The following is a 19,359-nucleotide window of genomic DNA, read 5'->3' as shown; positions in this document are numbered from 1 at the left end:
TCATGCGTTATTCATTCGTTGCTGCTCTGGTGTTGTCGACTCTTTCCCTATCGGCGAACGCAAGTACAAGCAAGCACATCATAGGCACGAACCTAGGTTATGGCGGTGTAAGCTATGACGCCCCCGCAAGTGAAGAATCCGGTGATATGTTTCTTGGTGAAGTTTATTACCGATACATGCCGACGCAAAACTTCGGGATTGAAGCGGGCTTCAAAGGGGCGTTTGATGGTATTGGCTCAACGCTGTTAAGCCCAATTTCAGAGGTTACCGACACGAGCTTTTCCGGCCCACGATTAAGCGGCTATGCGAGCTATCCTCTTGGTGCTGGTTTCGAACTTTACGGTAAAGCAGGTATGACGCTCTACACCCTTGAGTACACTTACAAGGTGAATGGACAGAGCCGAAACATTGAACACACTAGCGTTGGTGGTGAAGCAGCAGCAGGATTAGGATGGAGCTACAAGCACTTTGGTTTAAACGCAGAGTATGTGTACTCAAAGAACAGTGATTTTGATTCTGGTGGCGTGATGTTCGGCGCTCAATTGCGTTTCTGACGTCCCTTATACTCCTACCCCTTCCCCAAAAACTCAAAAAGAAAAAGGCAGCGATGGCCTGAGTCGCTGCCTTTTTCTTTCATCAATATGAGTCAGTTCGTCAACGCAAGAACGATCCCCGCCACGATAGAAGTAACGCCAAGCCCTCGGGTGAGATACCATTTCTCAGACAGAAACCAAATCCCCATAAACAATCCAAACACGATGCTGATTTGCCTTAGTGCCACCACCAAACTCACGTTGTCTGTCATTGTCATCGCAAACAACACCAAGCCGTAGGTAGATGCCATCATTACCCCTGCCATGCTAGCTGTTTTGCGGATCTGCCACGCTGTCTTAATCTCATCTGGCTTGCCCGTAGCTAAGCACCATACAAGGGCTGGAATACCAATTGCCCAAAACTGCACGCCCAAGTAGAAGATTGCACTGTACTGATCATTCAAGATCTCTGATGCTTGTCCTGTGAGTAAACTCAGCGCTTCTTTATCGACTACCGAGTAACCCGTTGTGCCTATTGCGGCAATCAATGCCCAGAACACACCAACGTTCAAATAAGAGCCCAATGTCATCTGACGAAAATTCGTCAGTGGTACCAGCATACAACCAAGGGTAATCAGCAAGAATCCAAGCCACTGCTGACTGGATAATTCATGCCCCAATGCAACACTGATTGCGCCGACCATCATCACAGGCAGTGCCCGAGCAATCGGATAAACCACCCCCACATCAGTGTGCTTATAAGCGACAATCAAACCGACCAAATAAACCATTTGTGAAATGCCGCTAATGAACAGCAATCCCCAAAATTCACTCGGTAATGATGTCCAGCCAATGGTCGCCAAATACCAAATCAAATAAGGGGTAAGAATGGCACAGGCAGAGAAGCTGGCTGCCATAGTAAACGCGAGTCCAGAGCCTGAGTTGCTTTTACCAAGGATATTCCAGCCCGCATGGAGAACAGCAGAAAAAACGACGAGACCAATCGCCAACAAATCCATTTCAATGTTCCTGTCTGAATAAAATAAAGGCCCCGAGATGGAGCCTTAGATGATGAGAAAATCCACTTAACGATTGAGTTCCGCTAGAGATTCAATGCTGATGGCATCGTGTCGCCAATACTCGATATCGCAATCAATCAACTCACCGTGCTGGTTGTAGTTGATGCGCTCCACCACCATCGCTGGCGTGCCAGCTGTCGCGCGCAGTGCCTGAGCCATTTCACCCAACAAAGTGCTGGTTGAAATGCGGTAGCGAATCTTTTGATACGTTACGCCATAATGATCGCGATAAATGTCCGTCAGTGAATTTGATAAATCGTAGTCCAACAGGTTCGGAAACAGCTCTGGGCGAATGTAGTTTGTTACGAATACCACAGGTCTATCTTCAAGGTATCGCACACGGTCAACTCGATACACATCCGAGAAAGGCTGCAAGTCCAGCAAGCGCGCGGCTTGTTTGTTTGCCAACGTCCCTTTTGCTGCGACCAACTCCGTTTTTGGCACACGATTTTGCGCTTTCGCCATGTTCGGGAAGTTCAGAGTTTGGGTTGGATCGTAACGCAATGGCTCAGGTGAGATAAACCAACCTCGGCGATCTTCGCGATAGATTCGACCTTCCGCTTCTAGCAGTGATAAAGCTTCACGCAGAGTGACGCGTGTAGTATCGAACGACTCCGCCAACTTACGCTCTGCTGGCAGTTTTTGACGCGGCGATAGCATGCCCGCTTCAATCTGTTCAACAATCGAATCTTTAATTTTTACGTATTGCACGAAGTGTCCTTATCTTTTGCGCCAAGCTTGTGTGCGATTCTCTAACAATTTACCCAAAGTCATCTGAACAATCTTCGCAATTGCGGCAGCAATCATGATCATCACAGCCATTGCCGCTGCAGCGCCAGTTTGACCTGCATCGTCCATATTCAGAATCGAGACCGAAGCCGGAATCGTATCGGTTGAGTAAAGGAATACTACCGCAGAAGTGGTGGTCAATGCATTAACAAACAAGTAAGTCGCAATGTCCAAAATCGCAGGTAAGCACACAGGTAATGTCACTTTAAAGAACAACTTGTATTGAGGAAGCTTCACCGATGCCGCCGTGGCTTCAATCTCCGATGGCAACTGCTTTAGCGCTGTCAGGGCGGTCATGTGACCCACTGTGTAGTAATGCACTACCGTGTTAATTACCAAGAATGCCATGGTGCCATAAAGTACGTTCAGAGGATTGTTCGCATCGTTGAAGTAAAAGATGTAACCCAAGCCAAGCACCATACCCGGAACTGCCATTGGCACCACGCTGAGCATTTGCATCACCTGACGAATTGGACCAAACGCACGCCCTTTCTCAATGCAGTAAGCACCGACAAAGATAATGGCTGTACCGATCACTGCCGTCCAGCCTGCCAGCGTTAGCGAATTGAAGAATGGGCTCCAACCGTAAGTGCTCATTTCAGCAAAGTTGTAGTTGTTTAGCGTCAGCGCTTTGTTCCAAGGCCAGAACGTCACTAACGAGCCATACACCGCCATGCCAAGCACAGCCAGCACTGCAATAGAAATGATGCTGCAGTAAACCAAACAGATGCTGTCGCGCGCTTTGTTGGGTTCTGGCTGATAAGGCACCGAGCGTGTGTCAAATAAGCTCTTTTGCTTTTTCTGTACCCAGCGGTCTGCACCAAATGCCATTACCGCAGGGAATAACAACATAATGCTGGTCACCGCACCCATGGCAAAGTTTTGTTGTCCCACCACTTGCTTGAAAATGTCAGTCGCCAGAACGTTGTAGCTTCCACCAATCACTTTCGGCACACCAAAGTCCGTGATAACCAGCGTAAAGACGACAATGAGCGTACTGATCAAACCGTATTTCGCTGCAGGTAACGTCACCATAAAGAAGGTTTTGATTGGTGAAGTTTTAAGTGCGCGGGCTGCTTCATACAAACGGGCATCTGAAGTGCGCAACGAAGTGGTTAAGATCATCAATGCATGAGGGAAGGTCCAGAAGATCAAACCCATCGAGATACCAATCACGCCATAAATCGAGTTTCCTAACAGCATCTCTTTGGCAATGCCTTGATTACCGAAAAGGAAGATCAAACTGATCGCCGGTAACAACGAAGGCGCAAGGATTGGCGCAGTGCCTAGGATTTGGAACAAACCTCTAAACGGCATGCATGAGCGAGTCAGCGCGTAGGCATATCCAAACGCAAGCACACCCACTACCGAGGTCACAATCACGCCTAAAGTGAAGGTGTTACCCACCGACACCCACAAGCTTGAAGAGGAAAAGTATGTCGCAAAGTTTGCCAATCCGACAAATTCGCCATTGGCATTTTGCACACTCTTGGTCAACATAGCCCAGAGCGGCATTAAGATGAACAGCACCATCATGGTCGACAAGCCAGCGAGCAAACCGAACAACACTAGGTTGTCGCGGCTGACACGTCCGAGTAGGGATTTTGCTTTGTCTTGAGTGGTCAGGCTATTCATCGTCATTGTCTTCGCATCCATGTTTACACCTACGCCGCTAGCGCTTTATCAACCGAGGGCACGGCGTAACCATGCAGCCCTTCTTCAGCAAACTGGATGTAACGTACATCGCCCGCCTTGATATTGAGTTTTTGAACCGTTTCCACAGGCACATCCACGACGATGGTTTTCGTTGAGCTGTCGTTTTGCAATACGCAATCAATGCGGAAAAACGCCCCCAAAAACTCGGTAGCCGTTACTCGCACTGGTAAAGAGTTGGTGTAGTTTTCAACGAACTTGATGCTTTCAGGACGCACCGCAAGGTCGAAGCGGTCACCGCGTTGGATCTTACGATTAGTCAAGCTGGGCGCTGGCATCAAGGTTTCCGCAATGCGCACTTGGGAGTCGGTTGCGACTGAGGTTTCTATAAAGTTCATGCTGCCGACAAACTCAGCGACAAAGCGCGTGGCTGGTTGTTGGTAGATCTCTTGAGGTGTGCCGACTTGCTCAATCACACCATGGTTCATTACCACGATACGATCCGCCATCGACAACGCTTCATCCTGATCGTGCGTAACCATGATGGTGGTGATGCCCAGCTTGCGTTGCAGCTTACAAATCTCATCACGTAAGTGAACACGTACTTTTGCATCCAGCGCTGACAGCGGCTCATCAAGTAACAGTAGACCCGGTGACAACGCCAATGCACGAGCCAAAGCAACACGCTGCTGCTGACCACCAGAAAGTTGGTTAGGAAATTTCTCGCCAGAGGTTGGAAGACCAATGGTTTCTAGCCAGTAATCCACCTTCTCTAACGCTTCTTTGGTCGACATACCTTGGTTTTTCAAACCCACCGCAATGTTCTCTTGCACAGTTAGGTTCGGAAACAGCGCGTAAGATTGGAATACGATGCCAAAATCGCGCTTCTCTGGTGGTAGGAATGTGGTCTCTTGACCGTTTTGAAAAATCGCACCAGACGTTGGCAAGTCTAAACCTGCAATGGCACGTAGCAGAGTGGTTTTACCGCAGCCAGAAGGACCAAGAAAACAAACAAACTCGCCCTTTTCAATCGCTAGCGAGATTTTCTTTAATGCAGTGAACTGTCCGAATTGCTTCACTACATTTTCGATATTTAGGTAATGTTGGTTAGTTGACATAACACACGCTCCAGATGGTATATACCAACTTTAGTTTTGGAGTGTTACGTTCCAATGACAAATTTATAGCCAGAAGATGACAAATAGATGAAGGGTGATGAGGTTTGTTTCTACGCTTGCAACCCCCTCCAACTCCCCCTTTTATCAGCATAGTTTGCCAAGCATTTGAATGCGGTTATCAAGGGGGAGAGTTTTCTTTTTCATGGTGAGCTTAGTGCCCCCCGTTATACAGACTTTGATGCTTTCCCTATCACGAGCAACAAGTACAGTTAGTCCCTCCCCTTTACCAGCGTGACTGTTGTAGTCCCCAGAACTTAAAGCCAAGGGGAGGTTAGGTGGGCTTGCTGCTTTTTGGCTTTTGACTTTCGCCTCTTACAGAAACAAAAAATCCACCTCAACCGAGGTGGATTTCAACATTCAACTCAAGCAAATTCAATTAAGACTTTGGCTCTGATTTCGCGTCGAACTTCTCAGACCATGCCGCTAGGATCTCTGCACGCTTGCTACCCATTTGCGCGAAGTCCATCTTCGCCATGTTCTCTTGAACGTTCGGGAAGTTAGACACGGTCGCTTTCACTTCTTTATGTGCAACCACTGGGTACATTTCTACGTAAAGCTCGTTTGCAGCTTTAGAGATTGACCAGTCGACAACACGTTTCGCTGCATCCGATTCTTTTACTAGACCAACAGCTTCTGATTCCCAGCCGATACCTTTTGGTGTGATAACCGCTAGTGGTGCGCCTTGTGTTTTCAGCTTCGCGCCGCGGCTTGCCATCGAAATACCGATAGCCACTTCACCCATGCCCGCTTGAACACATGGCTTAGAGCCAGAGTGCGTGTAGTGTGCAATGTTCTTGTCTAGGTCACGCATGTAGTTCCATGCCTGATCTTCACCCATGTTTTGTAGCCAAGCAGAAACCTGCATGTAGCCAGTGCCTGAAGACGCTGGGTTAGGCATTGCAATGTGACCTTTGTAAACCGGCTTCGTTAGGTCTTCCCAAGATGTTGGCTTAGGTAGGTTCAACTGTTTTGCTACCGCTTCGTTGAAACAAACTGCGTTAAAGAACGCATCGTTACCGAACCAAGCTTGGTTTGATTGAGGGTCGTTTAGGTTCGCGTGCAGCTCTTCCAAACCTTTTGGTGTGTAAGGCTTAAGAAGACCTTCATCTTTAAGCAGTGCCATTGACGAGCCAGCAAGACCCCAAACCACTTCCGCTTGAGGGTTGTTCTTTTCTGCCAGCAATTTCGCCGTCATGATACCGGTTGAATCACGAACCCACTTAATCTTGATACCTGGGTTCTCTTTCTCAAACGCAGACTTGTATTTAGCAAGAATGTCAGTTTCGAAAGCGGTGTAAACCGTGACTTCCTGTGCTGCCATTGCATTCGTAGCTAGCAGAGAGACAAGTGCAGCCAGCGATCCTTTCATCAAACGGTTTTTCATCATTTTCTCCAGTTAATTTGGCTAAGTTTTCATTTGGTCTGTACCAGTTGACGATATACACCCTACTGAGCCTTTGTGACGAATTCATGACCATTAAATGGCAGTTTTACGAAAATTATCGATGAATAATCGTTCAATTGATCCGCCATTTTCTGGATATTAAAGTTTTATGAAATTGGATATTCGCCTATTTACTGCCCTTTTCTTCCTCGCTAGAGTGAACTCGAAATTTGGTGTAGACCAATTAGCCTATTCTGATGGAAATCGAGATGAAAAACGAATACCTACTACTGACTCCAGGTCCTCTATCTACTTCTGAAACGGTACGTGAAGCCATGCTTAAAGACTGGTGTACTTGGGATGATGAATACAACAAAGACATTGTAGAAGTGATCCGCACTAAGCTTGTAAAACTGGCAACGGAGCAAGACGGCTACACTAGCGTACTAATGCAAGGTAGCGGCACCGCATCAGTAGAAGCAACGATTGGCAGTGCCATTGGCAAAGATGGAAAATTGTTGGTTGTCGACAACGGTGCTTACGGTGCGCGTATCGCTCAGATCGCTGATTACCTAAATATTCCATGCCATGTAGTTTCCCCAGGCGAAACATCACAGCCACACTTGAACGAGGTGGAAACTGCATTGGCATCGGATCCTGCAATCACACACGTGGCGATTGTTCACTGTGAGACAACCACTGGCATGCTCAACCCAATTGAGGCATTTGCTTCTGCAGCGAAAGCGCACGGTAAAGTGGTGATTCTCGATGCCATGTCGAGCTTTGGTGGCATCCCTATCGATATCGCAGAGCTTGGCATCGATTTTATGATCAGCTCTGCAAACAAATGTATTCAAGGCGTACCGGGTTTTGGCTTTGTGATTGCAAAACAAACAGAGCTCGAAAAGTGCCAAGGTCAGGCTCGTTCTTTGAGCCTTGATCTTTACGACCAGTGGCACTGCATGGAAGTGAACCACGGCAAATGGCGTTTTACGTCTCCAACGCACACAGTTCGCGCTTTCTATCAAGCATTGTTAGAGCTGGAGCAAGAAGGCGGCATTGAAGCTCGTCATAACCGTTACCAAACTAACCAGAGAACACTGGTTGCAGGTATGCGTTCTTTGGGTTTCGAACCGCTACTGAGTGATGACCTTCACTCGCCAATCATCACTTCTTTCTACTCTCCGACGCACAGTGATTACCAGTTCAAAGCGTTCTACACACGTTTGAAAGAGCAAGGTTTTGTGATTTATCCGGGTAAGGTATCGAACGCAGATTGCTTCCGTATCGGCAACATTGGCGAAGTTTACCCAGCAGATATCGAGCGCTTAATCGGTGCGATTGAAAAAGCAATGTACTGGCAAGTTGCTTAAAGCAGCCTTCTGATTGAGAAAGCGTTATGACTCAGAATATCAAACCGACCCATTTCCGCAGCGAAGGCGATGTCAACACGACACCGGCACGCCAAGCTTGGAATGCATCGATGGACGACGAACGCACGCAAGCATTATTGAAGCGTGATTCGGAGGTCTTTCTTCACCAAGCCATGTCGACACCTTGCTTAGATACCTTGGAAGCAGCAGAAGGCATCTACATCCAAGATGCTACCGGCAAAAAGTACATGGACTTCCATGGCAATAACGTCCATCAGTTGGGCTACGGTCATCCGCATGTGATTAAACGCGTGCAAGAGCAAATTGCCAAACTGCCGTTTTCACCACGTCGTTTTACCAACGAAACTGCGATTGAATGTGCCGAAAAACTCACCCAAATCTGTGGCGGCGAATTGAACCACGTGTTGTTTGCTCCGGGTGGCACATCTGCGGTTGGCATGGCACTTAAACTAGCGCGCCACATCACAGGCAACTACAAGGTGGTGTCTCTGTGGGATTCCTTCCACGGCGCATCGTTGGATGCCATCTCAGTAGGTGGTGAAGCGTGTTTCCGCCAAGGCATGGGACCATTAATGGCAGGTGTTGAGCGCATTCCACCAGCCGTATCTTACCGAGGTGCTTTCCCGGTCGCGGACGGCAGCGACGTGCATTACGCCGACTACCTTGAGTACGTGATTGAGAAAGAAGGCGGCGTGGGCGCATTTATCGCAGAAGCAGTTCGTAATACCGACGTACAAGTGCCAAGTAAAGCCTACTGGAAACGCATCCGTGAAATCTGTGACAAACACAATGTCATGCTGATCATCGACGACATCCCGAATGGCATGGGTCGCAGCGGTGAATGGTTTACCTACCAAGCCTACGACATTGAGCCAGATATGCTCTGCATCGGTAAAGGTTTGGGCGGAGGGTTAGTGCCTATCGCAGCCATGGTAACCAAAGACAAATACAACACCGCCGAGCAAATCTCCATGGGTCACTACACTCATGAGAAAAGCCCTATCGGTTGTGCTGCAGCACTGGCAACCATGGAAGCCATTGAGCAAGACGGCTTGCTAGATAAAGCCAAAGCCGACAGCCAGTTTATGCGTGAAAAGCTGCTAGAGATGAAAGCCAAGTACCCTGTGATTGGCGATGTACGTGGCATCGGCATGTTATGGGGCATTGAGTTGGTCACTGACCACGAAAGCAAAGCACGCGCGTATGACGAAGCGGAAGCTGTGTTGTACCAATGCCTCAACAATGGCGTGAGCTTCAAGGTATCGCAAGGCAATGTGATTCAACTCAGCCCACCGCTGATCATCACTCGCGAACAACTGACAGAAGCGTTGGCGATCTTTGAAGAAGCGATCGCCAAAGTGTGCAAAGACTTTAACTACATCTAACCTCAAAACCAATTTATTCAGAGCGCGGTTCCAATGTGCAGGCAGCGCTCTGGCAAGCAAGAAAAAGGATTGAACATGAGCAACTCACCAATTCAAGCAGTGATCTTTGACTGGGCTGGCACTATCGTCGATTTCGGCTCTTTTGCGCCAACCAGCATCTTTGTGGAAGCGTTCAAACAAGGCTTTGATTTTGAAATCGACCTTGAAGAAGCGCGCGAACCAATGGGTCTTGGTAAGTGGGATCACATCCAAGCTGTGGGTCGTATTCCTGCAGTTGATAAGCGCTGGAATGAGAAGTTTGGTCGCTCAATGACCAGCGAAGACATCGACGCTATCTACGCAGCATTTATGCCTCTGCAAAAAGCAAAAGTGGCAGACCATGCAGACCCAATCCTTAATGCAATTGAAGTTGTGAACGGTCTGAAAGACAAAGGCATCAAGATCGGTTCTTGTTCTGGTTACCCTCGCGAAGTGATGGACGTATTGATTCCAGTTGCAGCGGATTACGGCTACAAACCAGATTACGTAGTAGCAACGGATGACCTGCCGCAAGGTGGTCGCCCAGCACCATTTATGGCACTGAAAAATGTGATTGAGCTGAATGTAACGGACGTTAATGCGTGTATCAAAGTGGATGACGCAGCACCGGGCATCGATGAAGGTCACAACGCCGGTATGTGGACCGTTGGCTTGCTGCTTTCTGGTAACGAAGCAGGTCTAACGTTTGAAGAATACCAAGCTGCGGACGAAGCAACGCTTAATGCCGCTCGTGAAAAAGCGCGTGCAAAACTGCTCAAGAGCTCGCCGCACTACCTTATCGATACGATCGCTGACTTCCCAGAAGTGGTTGCAGATATCGAACGTCGCCTAGCAGCAGGTGAGCGTCCTTAGTCTTCATCTTCCACAAATAAATGAAACAAACGCCCCTTACGTGAGGGGCGCTTTTCTTTTTGGCACTATCTTAAGGAGGTTTGGCTTATTGAAGCGTATTTCCGTTAGATAGCAGCTTTCTTGTCGGCTCTTGCTCAGTGTATTCGACCGCATCGTGATCCGCGAGCTTATCGACTTCCGCCTGTTCACCCACCACAATCAACACATGTTGTTTCACCAGAGCATCGACCACTTCAATGTTGTGCTGACGAAGAAGCGCTCTCACTTCGCTCTCTTTTCCTTCATGATACTTAACAAAGTAACGTGCAGGTTGCTGCTCGGCTTGATCTTGGCGTTCATCCACGAGAGGAAATCCTTGATTGTTTGCCAAGCTGCTTGAGCTCAGTCCGATTGCCAATAGTGCGGTAGCGCCTACCGCAGACAAAGAAAGTAAGGTCAACTTCTTCATAGCCACTCCTTATTGAAAGGTCAGAGTCCAACTGTTGATGGTGCCTGTGTCTCTTCTGGCACTGTCCACCGCTTTTAGTTCCCATGTACCTTGCGATTCAAAACCAGAAAAATCCGCTTGGAACGTATTTTTTATATCGTTAGCGCTGCCGCCGGTATTATTGTGAAGTACAACTTCTCCACCAGTCGGTGACGTTAAAGTCACTCGTAGATCACCGATATAAGTGTGGCTAATATCAACGTCAATACTTACTGTGCCTGAATCACCAGAGCGATCGACTTCTACTGCACTGATTGCGCCAGAAGATTTATTATCTGGAATCGCAACAGGGCTGGTATTTGAGAAGCTAGAGTCCGAAGAGCTACCACCATCAGGTCCATTACAGCCAGCGTCCAAGAACAGCTTCGCCGCTTCAGCATTAACTAGGCCGTGGCCAGTACGGTTGTCTCGACCAGCAACATCAATATCTGTTGCAGTTTTCACTAGGGCATTACGTACTTGCGCTGCTGTACAGGTTGGGTGGTAACTCCACACCAAGCCAGCTACGCCCGTTACGTGCGGTGTCGCCATTGATGTACCATTGTAGTACTCGTAATCTTCACCAGAGGTTGTTGCAACAGTAATTTCCTGACCAACATACCCCAATAGCTCTTGACCAAATGCACGATCAACCGTTACCGAAACCATACGATAAGCGTTGTTTGTGTCTACCAAGAATGGGTTTTGTAAACCAGGTAGTTCAGAGTTGCTGTATACGATTGCAGCTCGCGCACCCGCATTGTAACAAGCCTGAACCGCATCCACTTCAGGGTAGTTTCCTGAAGACTGGTTGCCAATACGCTCAGTCAAACAAATTTTGCCCGACATATCACCACAGTTAACATTACCGCCAGATACATCACAGCTATCTAGCGTTGCCGTTACTGAACCCGCGATTGGATCCGGAACATACGAAGAACCGTTATTGATCAAACGATTGTGAGGAACAATCCCACGATCAAACTGACTGACACCATTCAAGGTAATATCAGAAAGTTTACCTTCACCTACCGTAACCGTTGATAAGATCGCCACACCCGGGCCTGAGATCTCAACTTGACTAGTAGATTGTGAGAACGCTGCATGATCATTTTGATTATCAACGGCCGCAACAGACATCACTGAGTCATAAGAAGCTGGATAGCTGTGCGCTGTATTGCCATCATTACCCGCAGCGGCGATCAATAGAACGCCTTGATCGTAAATATTTTGCAGTGCATTTTGCTCAGTTCGGCTTGATTGACTACCACCAAGGCTCATGTTCACAACGTTAGCACCATTATCGGCACAGGTCTGGATTGCTTTAACAAGCCCAGATGAGTAACCCCAACCCGATTCGTTAAATACTTTCACGATGTGCAAATTCACATTCTGGTTTGGCATCACACCCTTTACACCTTCGGTGTTGGCAATCGCAGCAATCGTACCCGCGACGTGAGTACCGTGGGCATTGTTGTTACCCGGATCACTCCATGATCCCGTACCACTATCGTTAGTACCAGCAACGCGGTTACCGCTTAGGTCGTTGTGCGAAATGTCGTACCCTGAATCGATAATACATACAGTGCGATTACCCGCATTGAAGTCAGCTAGCAGTTGAGCATTAACCGCTTCATATCCCCATGGGGTCGTTTCGCTGAGCAAATAGCGAGGTGGATCGACTTCCACGTATTCCACATCACTACGGTTGCGAAGCGGCTCTAAGTCATCGCCATCCAATTCAACGCTGTAAATGGCGCGATTACCCAGTTTTTCCACCTTACGTGCCTTCACCTGTTCTAGAACAGACTCCTGCGCGATTCGTGGCCCCCAGAATGAGTTACCACCCATTGAAGAACGGCTGACCGCATCTTCTTTGAATTTGACGATGTACTTCGTCGGTAACTTAGATTCATCAAATCCCATTGGTGGAGCCGCAAACGCTGACATCGAAGTGGTCAGTGCTATTGCTACGGCAGACAACGAAAATAAGCCTTGTTTTTTACTTGTTGTGTAGTGCATTTGCCCTATTCCTTATTTGAGCTAATTTTTATTCACTATATTCTCATGAAAAGTCATCATCATGATGTTTGCATGAGAGCTTCAGCTATAGTTTACAGAGCAAAAATGCCAAACAATTTGTTTCATGAATATACAAATTTGTACAAAAGATCATTCAATAAACACTTTAAGTTAACATTAAAAATCATCAACAAAACCTTATAAAGCAATTACTTAATTAACAAAAAGTGAATGTTAAATTAATGTTAGTGAGTAATTATTCTAAATATCACCCATTTAATCGATTGCTATGCTGAATGGATTTTTTGACCGTGGTGCCAAAACTGAAATATTGAATATTTAGTTGTTGACTGTCTTGAGCATTTACTCAGAATTAGAAGGTTTAGTGAGAAAAATTCTCATCTAAATACTGTTATAGCCGAGCGTATTCACGCATTCGGAACAATAACCATTACAAGAAGAGTGAATGATGAAAAAAACAATCACACTATTAACTGCATTACTTCCGCTTGCCTCCGCCATTGCAGAGGAGCCAACTTTATCACCGGCAATGGTTTCTGCGGCTGAAGTGGTTAGCGCGCAAGAAAATCAAACTTATACGTACGTTCGATGCTGGTATCGTACGAGCCACTCTAAGGACGATGCGGCTACCGATTGGAAATGGGCAAAAAACCAAGATGGTAGTGACTTCACTATCGATGGTTATTGGTGGAGCTCTGTTTCATTTAAAAACATGTTCTACACCAATACCTCACAAAACGTAATTCGTCAGCGTTGTGAAGAAACACTAGATCTAGCGAACGAGAACGCAGACATTACATTTTTTGCTGCCGACAATCGTTATTCTTATAACCACACGATCTGGAGCAATGATGCTGCAATGCAACCAGATCAGATAAACAAAGTAGTGGCTTTAGGCGATAGCTTGTCTGATACAGGCAACATCTTTAACGCGTCCCAATGGCGCTTTCCTAACCCGAATAGCTGGTTCTTGGGTCACTTCTCAAACGGTTTTGTTTGGACGGAATACGTTGCTAAAGCCAAAAACTTACCGCTATACAACTGGGCAGTTGGTGGCGCAGCAGGTGAAAACCAATACATCGCGCTAACTGGTGTCGGCGAACAAGTTTCTTCTTACTTAACCTACACAAAGCTGGCGAAGAACTACAACCCTGCTAACACATTGTTTACGTTAGAGTTTGGTTTAAATGATTTCATGAACTACAACCGTAGCGTGCCGGAAGTAAAAGCGGATTACGCTGAAGCTCTGATTCGTTTAACAGACGCTGGCGCGAAGAACTTCATGTTGATGACACTGCCTGATGCAACCAAAGCACCACAGTTCAAATACTCAACACAGGAAGAAATTGAAACGATTCGTGCGAAAGTATTGAAAATGAACGAGTTCATCAAAGCACAAGCGATGTACTACAAAGCCCAAGGCTACAACATCGCATTGTTTGATACACACGCACTGTTTGAGAAGTTAACCTCGGCACCAGCAGAACACGGTTTCGTAAATGCAAGCGACCCTTGCTTAGACATCAACCGTTCATCCTCTGTTGACTACATGTACACTCACTCATTACGTTCTGAATGTGCAGCATCTGGCGCAGATAAGTTCGTGTTCTGGGATGTGACTCACCCAACCACAGCAACGCATCGTTATGTGGCTGAAAAAATGTTAGAAAGCAGCAATAACTTAGAAGAGTTTCGCTTTTAATAAGCCGTTGTTGTTCATTGCAAGTTAATCTGCATAAAAATGACCACGATGCTTCGTGGTCATTTTTTATCGATATCGAACCCCGATAACGGGTTTATTTGAGCTCGCTTAGTTCAAGCCGTTGATTTAGAGACGTTGACTTTGAGCAGCCTCATTCAGCTTTCTGTTTTTGGTACGTTACCGCGGAAGCTGTCCACCATAATAGAGATCAACGTCTTTAAGGTTACATCATCACTACGGTATGAGTAGGCTCGTATACCCGTAAACTGAACCTGGAACAACTGAGCAAGAAGCAATGTATCCTGAGCTTCAATTTCGCCATTCTCGATAGCTCGCTCAAACAGCTTTGCAAGAAAAGATTCAAATTGGTTTGCTAAGCTGTTTGTTTGATTGCGCAGCGCATTAAAATCCTCAGCAAATTCACTTGCTGATTTGACTAACATGCACACTTCACTGGGATTGGAGTCTCGCTGATTGATAACCACATCAATCGCGAAAGCTTCTATTGCATCTAGAACCGTTGTGTTCTGAGCTAAATGCAACTCAAACAGGGCTTGTAAGTTCGCAACGTACATTTTTAGCGCTTCACAATATAGCCCCTCTTTTGACCCAAACGTCGCATAAATACTTCCAGGACGCAGATTCACGCTATCTTGTAAATCACGTGTAGATGTTGCATGAAAACCTTTCTTCCAGAATAGATCCGAGGCGGCTTTCACCACTTCATCACGTTGGAATTTCTTTGTATTCGCCATGAGCAATTATCAATTTTGAACATATGCTCAATTTTATATTGAGCGACCGCTCAAAATCAACTATCCTGTTCTTGCCTAATCCGCTCATATCCAATTACAGGAGATTTAAACATGGCAGAATTTAAACTGTATACCGCAGAAAACGCACCCGAAGGATCAAAGCACCTGATTGAAAATTCAGTCAAAGCGTTTGGCATGCTACCAAATCTTCATGCTGTTATGGCTGAAGCGCCAACCTTGCTTGAGGGTTATCAAGTTGTGCATGAGCTCTTTCAACAAACATCATTTAACGCAGAAGAATTGACCGTCGTATGGCAAACCATCAACGTTGAACATGGTTGTCACTACTGCGTTCCTGCTCATAGTGCGATCGCGGCGTCAATGAAAGTGGATCAGGAGATTGTCGATGCTCTCGTCAACCAAACACCATTGGCAGACGAAAAACTTGAAACACTACGAGAGACAACGCTTCAAATGGTGCGCCAACGTGGTGTAGTTGAAGAGTCTCAGATAGAGAAATTCTTTGCGGCGGGTTACGGACAGCAGCAACTGCTTGAAATTGTTCTTGGTCTAGCGCAAAAAGTGATGAGTAACTACACCAATCACCTAGCTGACACCCCGGTTGATGCACCTTTCAAGAAGTTCGCCAAGTAACTTAAGCTTTTATTACTGGTCCCATTCATGGGACCAGTAATACCTTCAAAAAAAAGCTTTGTTGCATGGCGCTTCGCTAGTGTGTGCTGACCCCTAATTACAACGGCGCAACGTCGGTTCCCCCTAAAGACTGGTAAAGCGTAACCTGAGTGAGAAACTGGTTGTAGCGGTTTTCCAACAAAGAAGCTTGCGCGTTTCTGGTGTCTTCTTGTGCATTCAAATAGTCCATAATCGACGTCGAGCCATACTGATACCGCGCAGCATAAATGGACTCAGCGGCACTTGCGGCATCATATTGCTCTTGTAAACGCGCCGCCTGATACTTCAATTTTTCGCGTGCTGACAAGGCATTTTCGACATCTTGGAATGCGGCGTACAACACTTGGCGATAGCTCACAATGGCCGATTGATAGTCTAAATCGGCAATGGCTTGGCTGTTTTTCATCTCATTCCACTGCAAAAACGGTAGCGTCATATCCGCACCTAAACTGCCGATCGGGTTGGAAAGCAGGTCTTTGAGCGCTTGTGACGATCCCCCCAAAGCCCCAGTGAGCGTCAGCTTAGGCAAGTAGTCCAAATCTGCTGCGTCTTTATTAGCTAGCGCGGCTTTGACGTCATAAATCGCTGCTTTAATGTCGGGTCTGCGGATCAATAAATCAGACGGAGCACCAACACTCAACGATGGCATATCGCCTTCAGGCAGCATTTGGATGTTTGCACTGATGCTCTTCGGCGGTTGATTGAACAAAATCGCAAAGGCGTTGTTTACCTCAAGTAAACTCTGTTCAAACTCACTTTGCTGCGCTTGTAAGCTTGCCAACGTACGTTTGGCTTCAAGCACATCTAACTGATCCACAGCGCCAAGTTGGTACTGTTTTTTAATCAATTGTAGCGTTTGAGCTGCGTCTACCACATTACGCTGACTGAGGTGTAAGCGCTGTTGCAGATAGCCGATTTGCCAATATAGCGATGCCGTCGTTGCTACCAAACTTTGTGCGGTCGCCTCGCGATCTTGTTGACTTGCCATCGCCGTCCACTTAGCTTGGTCAACGTCTGCCGAGATTTTTCCCCACAAATCCAACTCGTAATTGACGGACAAGTTGGTGCTGTAGCTATCTGCCGATTCCCCGCTATCAAGAGATTTTTGAACTTGTCCTGATGTGGAAGAACTCAACGTAGGGAAAAGGTCATCTTGCGCTAAACCCAGCTGTAAACGCGCTTTCTTTAGCGTTAGCGTTGCCAGCGTCAAATCGTTGTTTTGAGCCAACACCTGAGTAATGTATTGATTAAGCGTTGGGTCGTTAAACGCCAACCACCAAGGATCCATACTGACATCACCCGCAACATGCATCTGTTGCCAATTTGCAGGCACTTGCACCTCAGGAGCTTGATAGTCGCTACGCATAAGCGAACCACAACCTGACAACCACACTGCGCTTAAGGCAGCCGCGACCAATCGAGTTTTGAATTTCATTGTGTTACTCATTTTTAGTCTCTCGCTAGCGCTTCTATCGGATCGAGTTTGGCGGCATTGCGAGCGGGTAAAAAGCCGAAGGCGATGCCAATCAACGTTGAGCAAATAAACGCCCAGATGATCGAGTTCATCGAGTAAATCATTTGGAAGCTGCTACCAGACGTACTGAATGCAAAACCAATCAAAAACGCCAAGCCAATACCAGCAATGCCACCACACAAACACACTAGTACCGCTTCAATCAAAAACTGACGCAAAATATCCGCTTGCCGCGCACCCACAGCCATTCGCACACCGATCTCTTTCGTGCGCTCTGTCACCGACACCAACATGATGTTCATTACGCCAATTCCCCCGACAATTAGGGAGATCACCGCAATCGCTGAGATCAGTAACGTCATGGTTGCGGTGGTTTTCTCGATGCTCTGACGAATGGTGTCAGTGTTAATCGTGAAGAAATCTTCTGTACCGTGGCGCATTTTTAACAAGTTGATGATGCTCTGTTCTACCGCTGCGCTTGGGGCGTTCTCATCAATCCGTACAGTAATGCCGTTGAGGTAACGTTGTCCCATCATGCGCCCAGACATGGTGGTGTATGGCACCCAAATTTTCAGCGCGTCGCTGTTGCCAAACGCGTCTTCTTTTTTCTGCGTGACACCCACAATACGCACTGGCAATGAACCAAGAAAAATCACTTCACCAATCGGATTTCTATCCGCAAACATTTCCTTTCTGGTGTTGTCATCAATCACTGCTTCTTGGGCGAGTGAGTTCACGCTCTCTTCATCCCAAAACTGACCTTTGGCGATCTCATAACCGCGCACACGGAAATAATCTTCCCCAACCCCTTCCACAGACGCAGTTGCATCCTGATTGGCGTAACGCACGGTTAAGCTGTTGGATAAAGACGGCGTGACACTGTCGACAAAAGGTAGACTCTCCAACGATTTGGCATCGCCGGCGGTTAGCGTTTTCACTCGTCCGGAGCGGCGGTCACCAAACCCTTTGCCCGGCCTGACATCAATGGTGTTTGTTCCCATGGATGAAATATTCGACAAAATTTGCTGTTGTGAACCATTACCTAGTGCCACCACGGAAACCACCGAGGCTATACCAATAATGATGCCGAGCATGGTCAAAAACGTGCGCATTCTGTGGCTAGACATCGCCAGCAGCGCCATTTTGAGCGCGTCAATAAAACTGTCCCACTTCCACCACTTACTGGCGGCTTGCGCTGGGCGATGAAAAGACGCGCTCGGTGTCTTTGCTGCTTGCTCATTGATTACAACTTGTGCATTTGGCGTATCTGCAATGATTTCACCATCTTTGATTTCAATGATGCGATCCGCAAAGTTCGCCACGTTCATATCATGAGTCACTAAGATGATCGTATGCCCAAGTTGATGCAATTCTTTAAGCAGTGCCATCATCTCTTGCCCACTGTGACTGTCTAATGCGCCAGTGGGCTCATCGGCGAGAATCACCTCACCACCGTTCATCAGTGCACGAGCAACACTCACGCGCTGTTGCTGGCCACCACTCAGTTGGCTGGGCTTGTGAGTCAAACGATCTTCCAGCCCCAAGCGAGCCAATAGTGACTGCGCTCGCTCCGTTCTTTGACGATGAGGAACTCCCGCGTAAACCGCTGGTACTTCCACATTTGCCACCGCGGTTAAATCCCCCAGCAGATGGTAACGCTGAAATATAAAGCCAAAATACTCGCGGCGCAGTTCCGCCAGTTGGTCGGATTCCAACGTCGAGACATCTTGCCCATTAATGAAGTATCGACCACTGGACGGTTTATCCAAGCAGCCGAGCACATTCATCAGCGTCGATTTACCTGAGCCCGAAGCCCCCACGATCGCGACCATTTCACCGCGTTTTATCTCTAAATTAATGTGGTTCAACACGGTAAGCGACTCGTCGCCAGAGACAAATCGTCGAGTTAAATCCTCAACTTTTAAAAGCACGTCACTCAT

16 protein-coding genes are annotated in these 19,359 nt (G+C 47.2%); 6 read left to right on the top strand and 10 right to left on the bottom strand.

Annotated elements, in window-relative coordinates; translation table 11 throughout:
* The first annotated feature begins 2 nt into the window (after positions 1-2).
* The gene (locus tag R7041_RS07140; protein ID WP_009705052.1) at positions 3-554 is read left to right on the top strand and encodes an outer membrane beta-barrel protein; all 552 of its coding nucleotides are present in this window, start codon (positions 3-5) and stop codon (positions 552-554) included.
* Positions 555-646: 92 nt separating this feature from the next.
* Here R7041_RS07140 and R7041_RS07135 read toward each other — a convergent pair whose 3' ends face one another.
* From R7041_RS07135 to R7041_RS07115, 5 genes are all read right to left on the bottom strand, one after another.
* Entirely contained in the window at positions 647-1,552 is a 906-nt protein-coding gene (locus tag R7041_RS07135; RefSeq protein ID WP_064369430.1) for an EamA family transporter, read from the bottom strand.
* Positions 1,553-1,618: 66 nt separating this feature from the next.
* On the bottom strand, positions 1,619-2,323 hold the full coding sequence (gene phnR / locus R7041_RS07130) for a phosphonate utilization transcriptional regulator PhnR (RefSeq protein ID WP_005442366.1): 705 nt from the start codon (positions 2,321-2,323) through the stop codon (positions 1,619-1,621).
* Between the two features lie 9 nt (positions 2,324-2,332).
* Complete coding sequence (locus R7041_RS07125) at positions 2,333-4,057, bottom strand: putative 2-aminoethylphosphonate ABC transporter permease subunit (protein WP_064369431.1); 1,725 nt, start codon at positions 4,055-4,057, stop codon at positions 2,333-2,335.
* Positions 4,058-4,065: 8 nt separating this feature from the next.
* Entirely contained in the window at positions 4,066-5,172 is a 1,107-nt protein-coding gene (locus R7041_RS07120; protein ID WP_005432488.1) for a putative 2-aminoethylphosphonate ABC transporter ATP-binding protein, read from the bottom strand.
* A gap of 436 nt (positions 5,173-5,608) precedes the next feature.
* Positions 5,609-6,619, bottom strand: coding sequence for a putative 2-aminoethylphosphonate ABC transporter substrate-binding protein (locus R7041_RS07115; protein ID WP_064369432.1), 1,011 nt, complete (start codon positions 6,617-6,619; stop codon positions 5,609-5,611).
* A 266-nt stretch (positions 6,620-6,885) separates the two neighbouring features.
* Here R7041_RS07115 and phnW point away from each other — a divergent pair, with 266 nt between their 5' ends.
* The 3 genes from phnW (at position 6,886) to phnX (ending at position 10,286) form a co-directional block, all read left to right on the top strand.
* Complete coding sequence (gene phnW / locus R7041_RS07110; protein WP_064369433.1) at positions 6,886-7,989, top strand: 2-aminoethylphosphonate--pyruvate transaminase; 1,104 nt, start codon at positions 6,886-6,888, stop codon at positions 7,987-7,989.
* Positions 7,990-8,015: 26 nt separating this feature from the next.
* On the top strand, positions 8,016-9,395 hold the full coding sequence (locus R7041_RS07105; RefSeq protein WP_206949452.1) for an aspartate aminotransferase family protein: 1,380 nt from the start codon (positions 8,016-8,018) through the stop codon (positions 9,393-9,395).
* A gap of 75 nt (positions 9,396-9,470) precedes the next feature.
* Complete coding sequence (gene phnX / locus R7041_RS07100) at positions 9,471-10,286, top strand: phosphonoacetaldehyde hydrolase (protein ID WP_011999177.1); 816 nt, start codon at positions 9,471-9,473, stop codon at positions 10,284-10,286.
* A gap of 85 nt (positions 10,287-10,371) precedes the next feature.
* On the opposite strand, the gene R7041_RS07095 is transcribed toward phnX, so the two are convergent.
* The gene (locus tag R7041_RS07095; protein WP_005384348.1) at positions 10,372-10,734 is read right to left on the bottom strand and encodes a hypothetical protein; all 363 of its coding nucleotides are present in this window, start codon (positions 10,732-10,734) and stop codon (positions 10,372-10,374) included.
* 9 nt (positions 10,735-10,743) lie between these two features.
* Complete coding sequence (locus tag R7041_RS07090; RefSeq protein ID WP_206949453.1) at positions 10,744-12,774, bottom strand: S8 family serine peptidase; 2,031 nt, start codon at positions 12,772-12,774, stop codon at positions 10,744-10,746.
* A gap of 466 nt (positions 12,775-13,240) precedes the next feature.
* Here R7041_RS07090 and R7041_RS07085 point away from each other — a divergent pair, with 466 nt between their 5' ends.
* Positions 13,241-14,497 (top strand): SGNH/GDSL hydrolase family protein, encoded by a 1,257-nt coding sequence (locus R7041_RS07085; protein ID WP_115386464.1) that lies wholly within the window; start codon positions 13,241-13,243, stop codon positions 14,495-14,497.
* A 155-nt stretch (positions 14,498-14,652) separates the two neighbouring features.
* On the opposite strand, the gene R7041_RS07080 is transcribed toward R7041_RS07085, so the two are convergent.
* Positions 14,653-15,252 (bottom strand): TetR/AcrR family transcriptional regulator, encoded by a 600-nt coding sequence (locus R7041_RS07080; RefSeq protein WP_005374096.1) that lies wholly within the window; start codon positions 15,250-15,252, stop codon positions 14,653-14,655.
* 111 nt (positions 15,253-15,363) lie between these two features.
* Between R7041_RS07080 and R7041_RS07075 the strand changes: the two genes are divergently transcribed.
* Positions 15,364-15,906 carry a carboxymuconolactone decarboxylase family protein gene (locus R7041_RS07075; protein WP_005374097.1) on the top strand — a complete coding sequence of 181 codons (543 nt, stop codon included), beginning with the start codon at positions 15,364-15,366 and terminating at the stop codon, positions 15,904-15,906.
* 97 nt (positions 15,907-16,003) lie between these two features.
* Here the strand turns inward: R7041_RS07075 and R7041_RS07070 are convergent, their stop codons facing one another.
* Both R7041_RS07070 and R7041_RS07065 read right to left on the bottom strand, forming a co-directional pair.
* Complete coding sequence (locus tag R7041_RS07070) at positions 16,004-17,380, bottom strand: efflux transporter outer membrane subunit (protein ID WP_206949454.1); 1,377 nt, start codon at positions 17,378-17,380, stop codon at positions 16,004-16,006.
* 14 nt (positions 17,381-17,394) lie between these two features.
* Positions 17,395-19,359, bottom strand: a complete 1,965-nt coding sequence (locus R7041_RS07065) for a MacB family efflux pump subunit (protein WP_206949455.1) — start codon at positions 19,357-19,359, stop codon at positions 17,395-17,397.

The sequence above is a fragment of the Vibrio sp. 1751 genome (assembly GCF_033339895.1).
Classification (GTDB): Bacteria; Pseudomonadota; Gammaproteobacteria; order Enterobacterales; family Vibrionaceae; genus Vibrio; species Vibrio alginolyticus.
Note: the sequence above shows the minus strand (reverse complement) of the source record. Positions and strands in the feature narration are given on the sequence as shown.

What these genes read in the sequence shown, in the direction of transcription:
- R7041_RS07070 (WP_206949454.1), bottom strand. Translation starts at nt 17,380, where the DNA reads ATGAAATTCAAAACTCGATTGGTCGCGGCTGCCTTAAGCGCAGTGTGG.
- R7041_RS07120 (WP_005432488.1), bottom strand. Translation starts at nt 5,172, where the DNA reads ATGTCAACTAACCAACATTACCTAAATATCGAAAATGTAGTGAAGCAA.
- R7041_RS07090 (WP_206949453.1), bottom strand. Translation starts at nt 12,774, where the DNA reads ATGCACTACACAACAAGTAAAAAACAAGGCTTATTTTCGTTGTCTGCC.
- phnW (WP_064369433.1), top strand. Translation starts at nt 6,886, where the DNA reads ATGAAAAACGAATACCTACTACTGACTCCAGGTCCTCTATCTACTTCT.
- R7041_RS07080 (WP_005374096.1), bottom strand. Translation starts at nt 15,252, where the DNA reads ATGGCGAATACAAAGAAATTCCAACGTGATGAAGTGGTGAAAGCCGCC.
- R7041_RS07135 (WP_064369430.1), bottom strand. Translation starts at nt 1,552, where the DNA reads ATGGATTTGTTGGCGATTGGTCTCGTCGTTTTTTCTGCTGTTCTCCAT.
- R7041_RS07085 (WP_115386464.1), top strand. Translation starts at nt 13,241, where the DNA reads ATGATGAAAAAAACAATCACACTATTAACTGCATTACTTCCGCTTGCC.
- R7041_RS07095 (WP_005384348.1), bottom strand. Translation starts at nt 10,734, where the DNA reads ATGAAGAAGTTGACCTTACTTTCTTTGTCTGCGGTAGGCGCTACCGCA.
- phnX (WP_011999177.1), top strand. Translation starts at nt 9,471, where the DNA reads ATGAGCAACTCACCAATTCAAGCAGTGATCTTTGACTGGGCTGGCACT.
- R7041_RS07065 (WP_206949455.1), bottom strand. Translation starts at nt 19,359, where the DNA reads ATGAGTGACGTGCTTTTAAAAGTTGAGGATTTAACTCGACGATTTGTC.
- R7041_RS07115 (WP_064369432.1), bottom strand. Translation starts at nt 6,619, where the DNA reads ATGATGAAAAACCGTTTGATGAAAGGATCGCTGGCTGCACTTGTCTCT.
- R7041_RS07105 (WP_206949452.1), top strand. Translation starts at nt 8,016, where the DNA reads ATGACTCAGAATATCAAACCGACCCATTTCCGCAGCGAAGGCGATGTC.
- R7041_RS07075 (WP_005374097.1), top strand. Translation starts at nt 15,364, where the DNA reads ATGGCAGAATTTAAACTGTATACCGCAGAAAACGCACCCGAAGGATCA.
- R7041_RS07125 (WP_064369431.1), bottom strand. Translation starts at nt 4,057, where the DNA reads ATGGATGCGAAGACAATGACGATGAATAGCCTGACCACTCAAGACAAA.
- R7041_RS07140 (WP_009705052.1), top strand. Translation starts at nt 3, where the DNA reads ATGCGTTATTCATTCGTTGCTGCTCTGGTGTTGTCGACTCTTTCCCTA.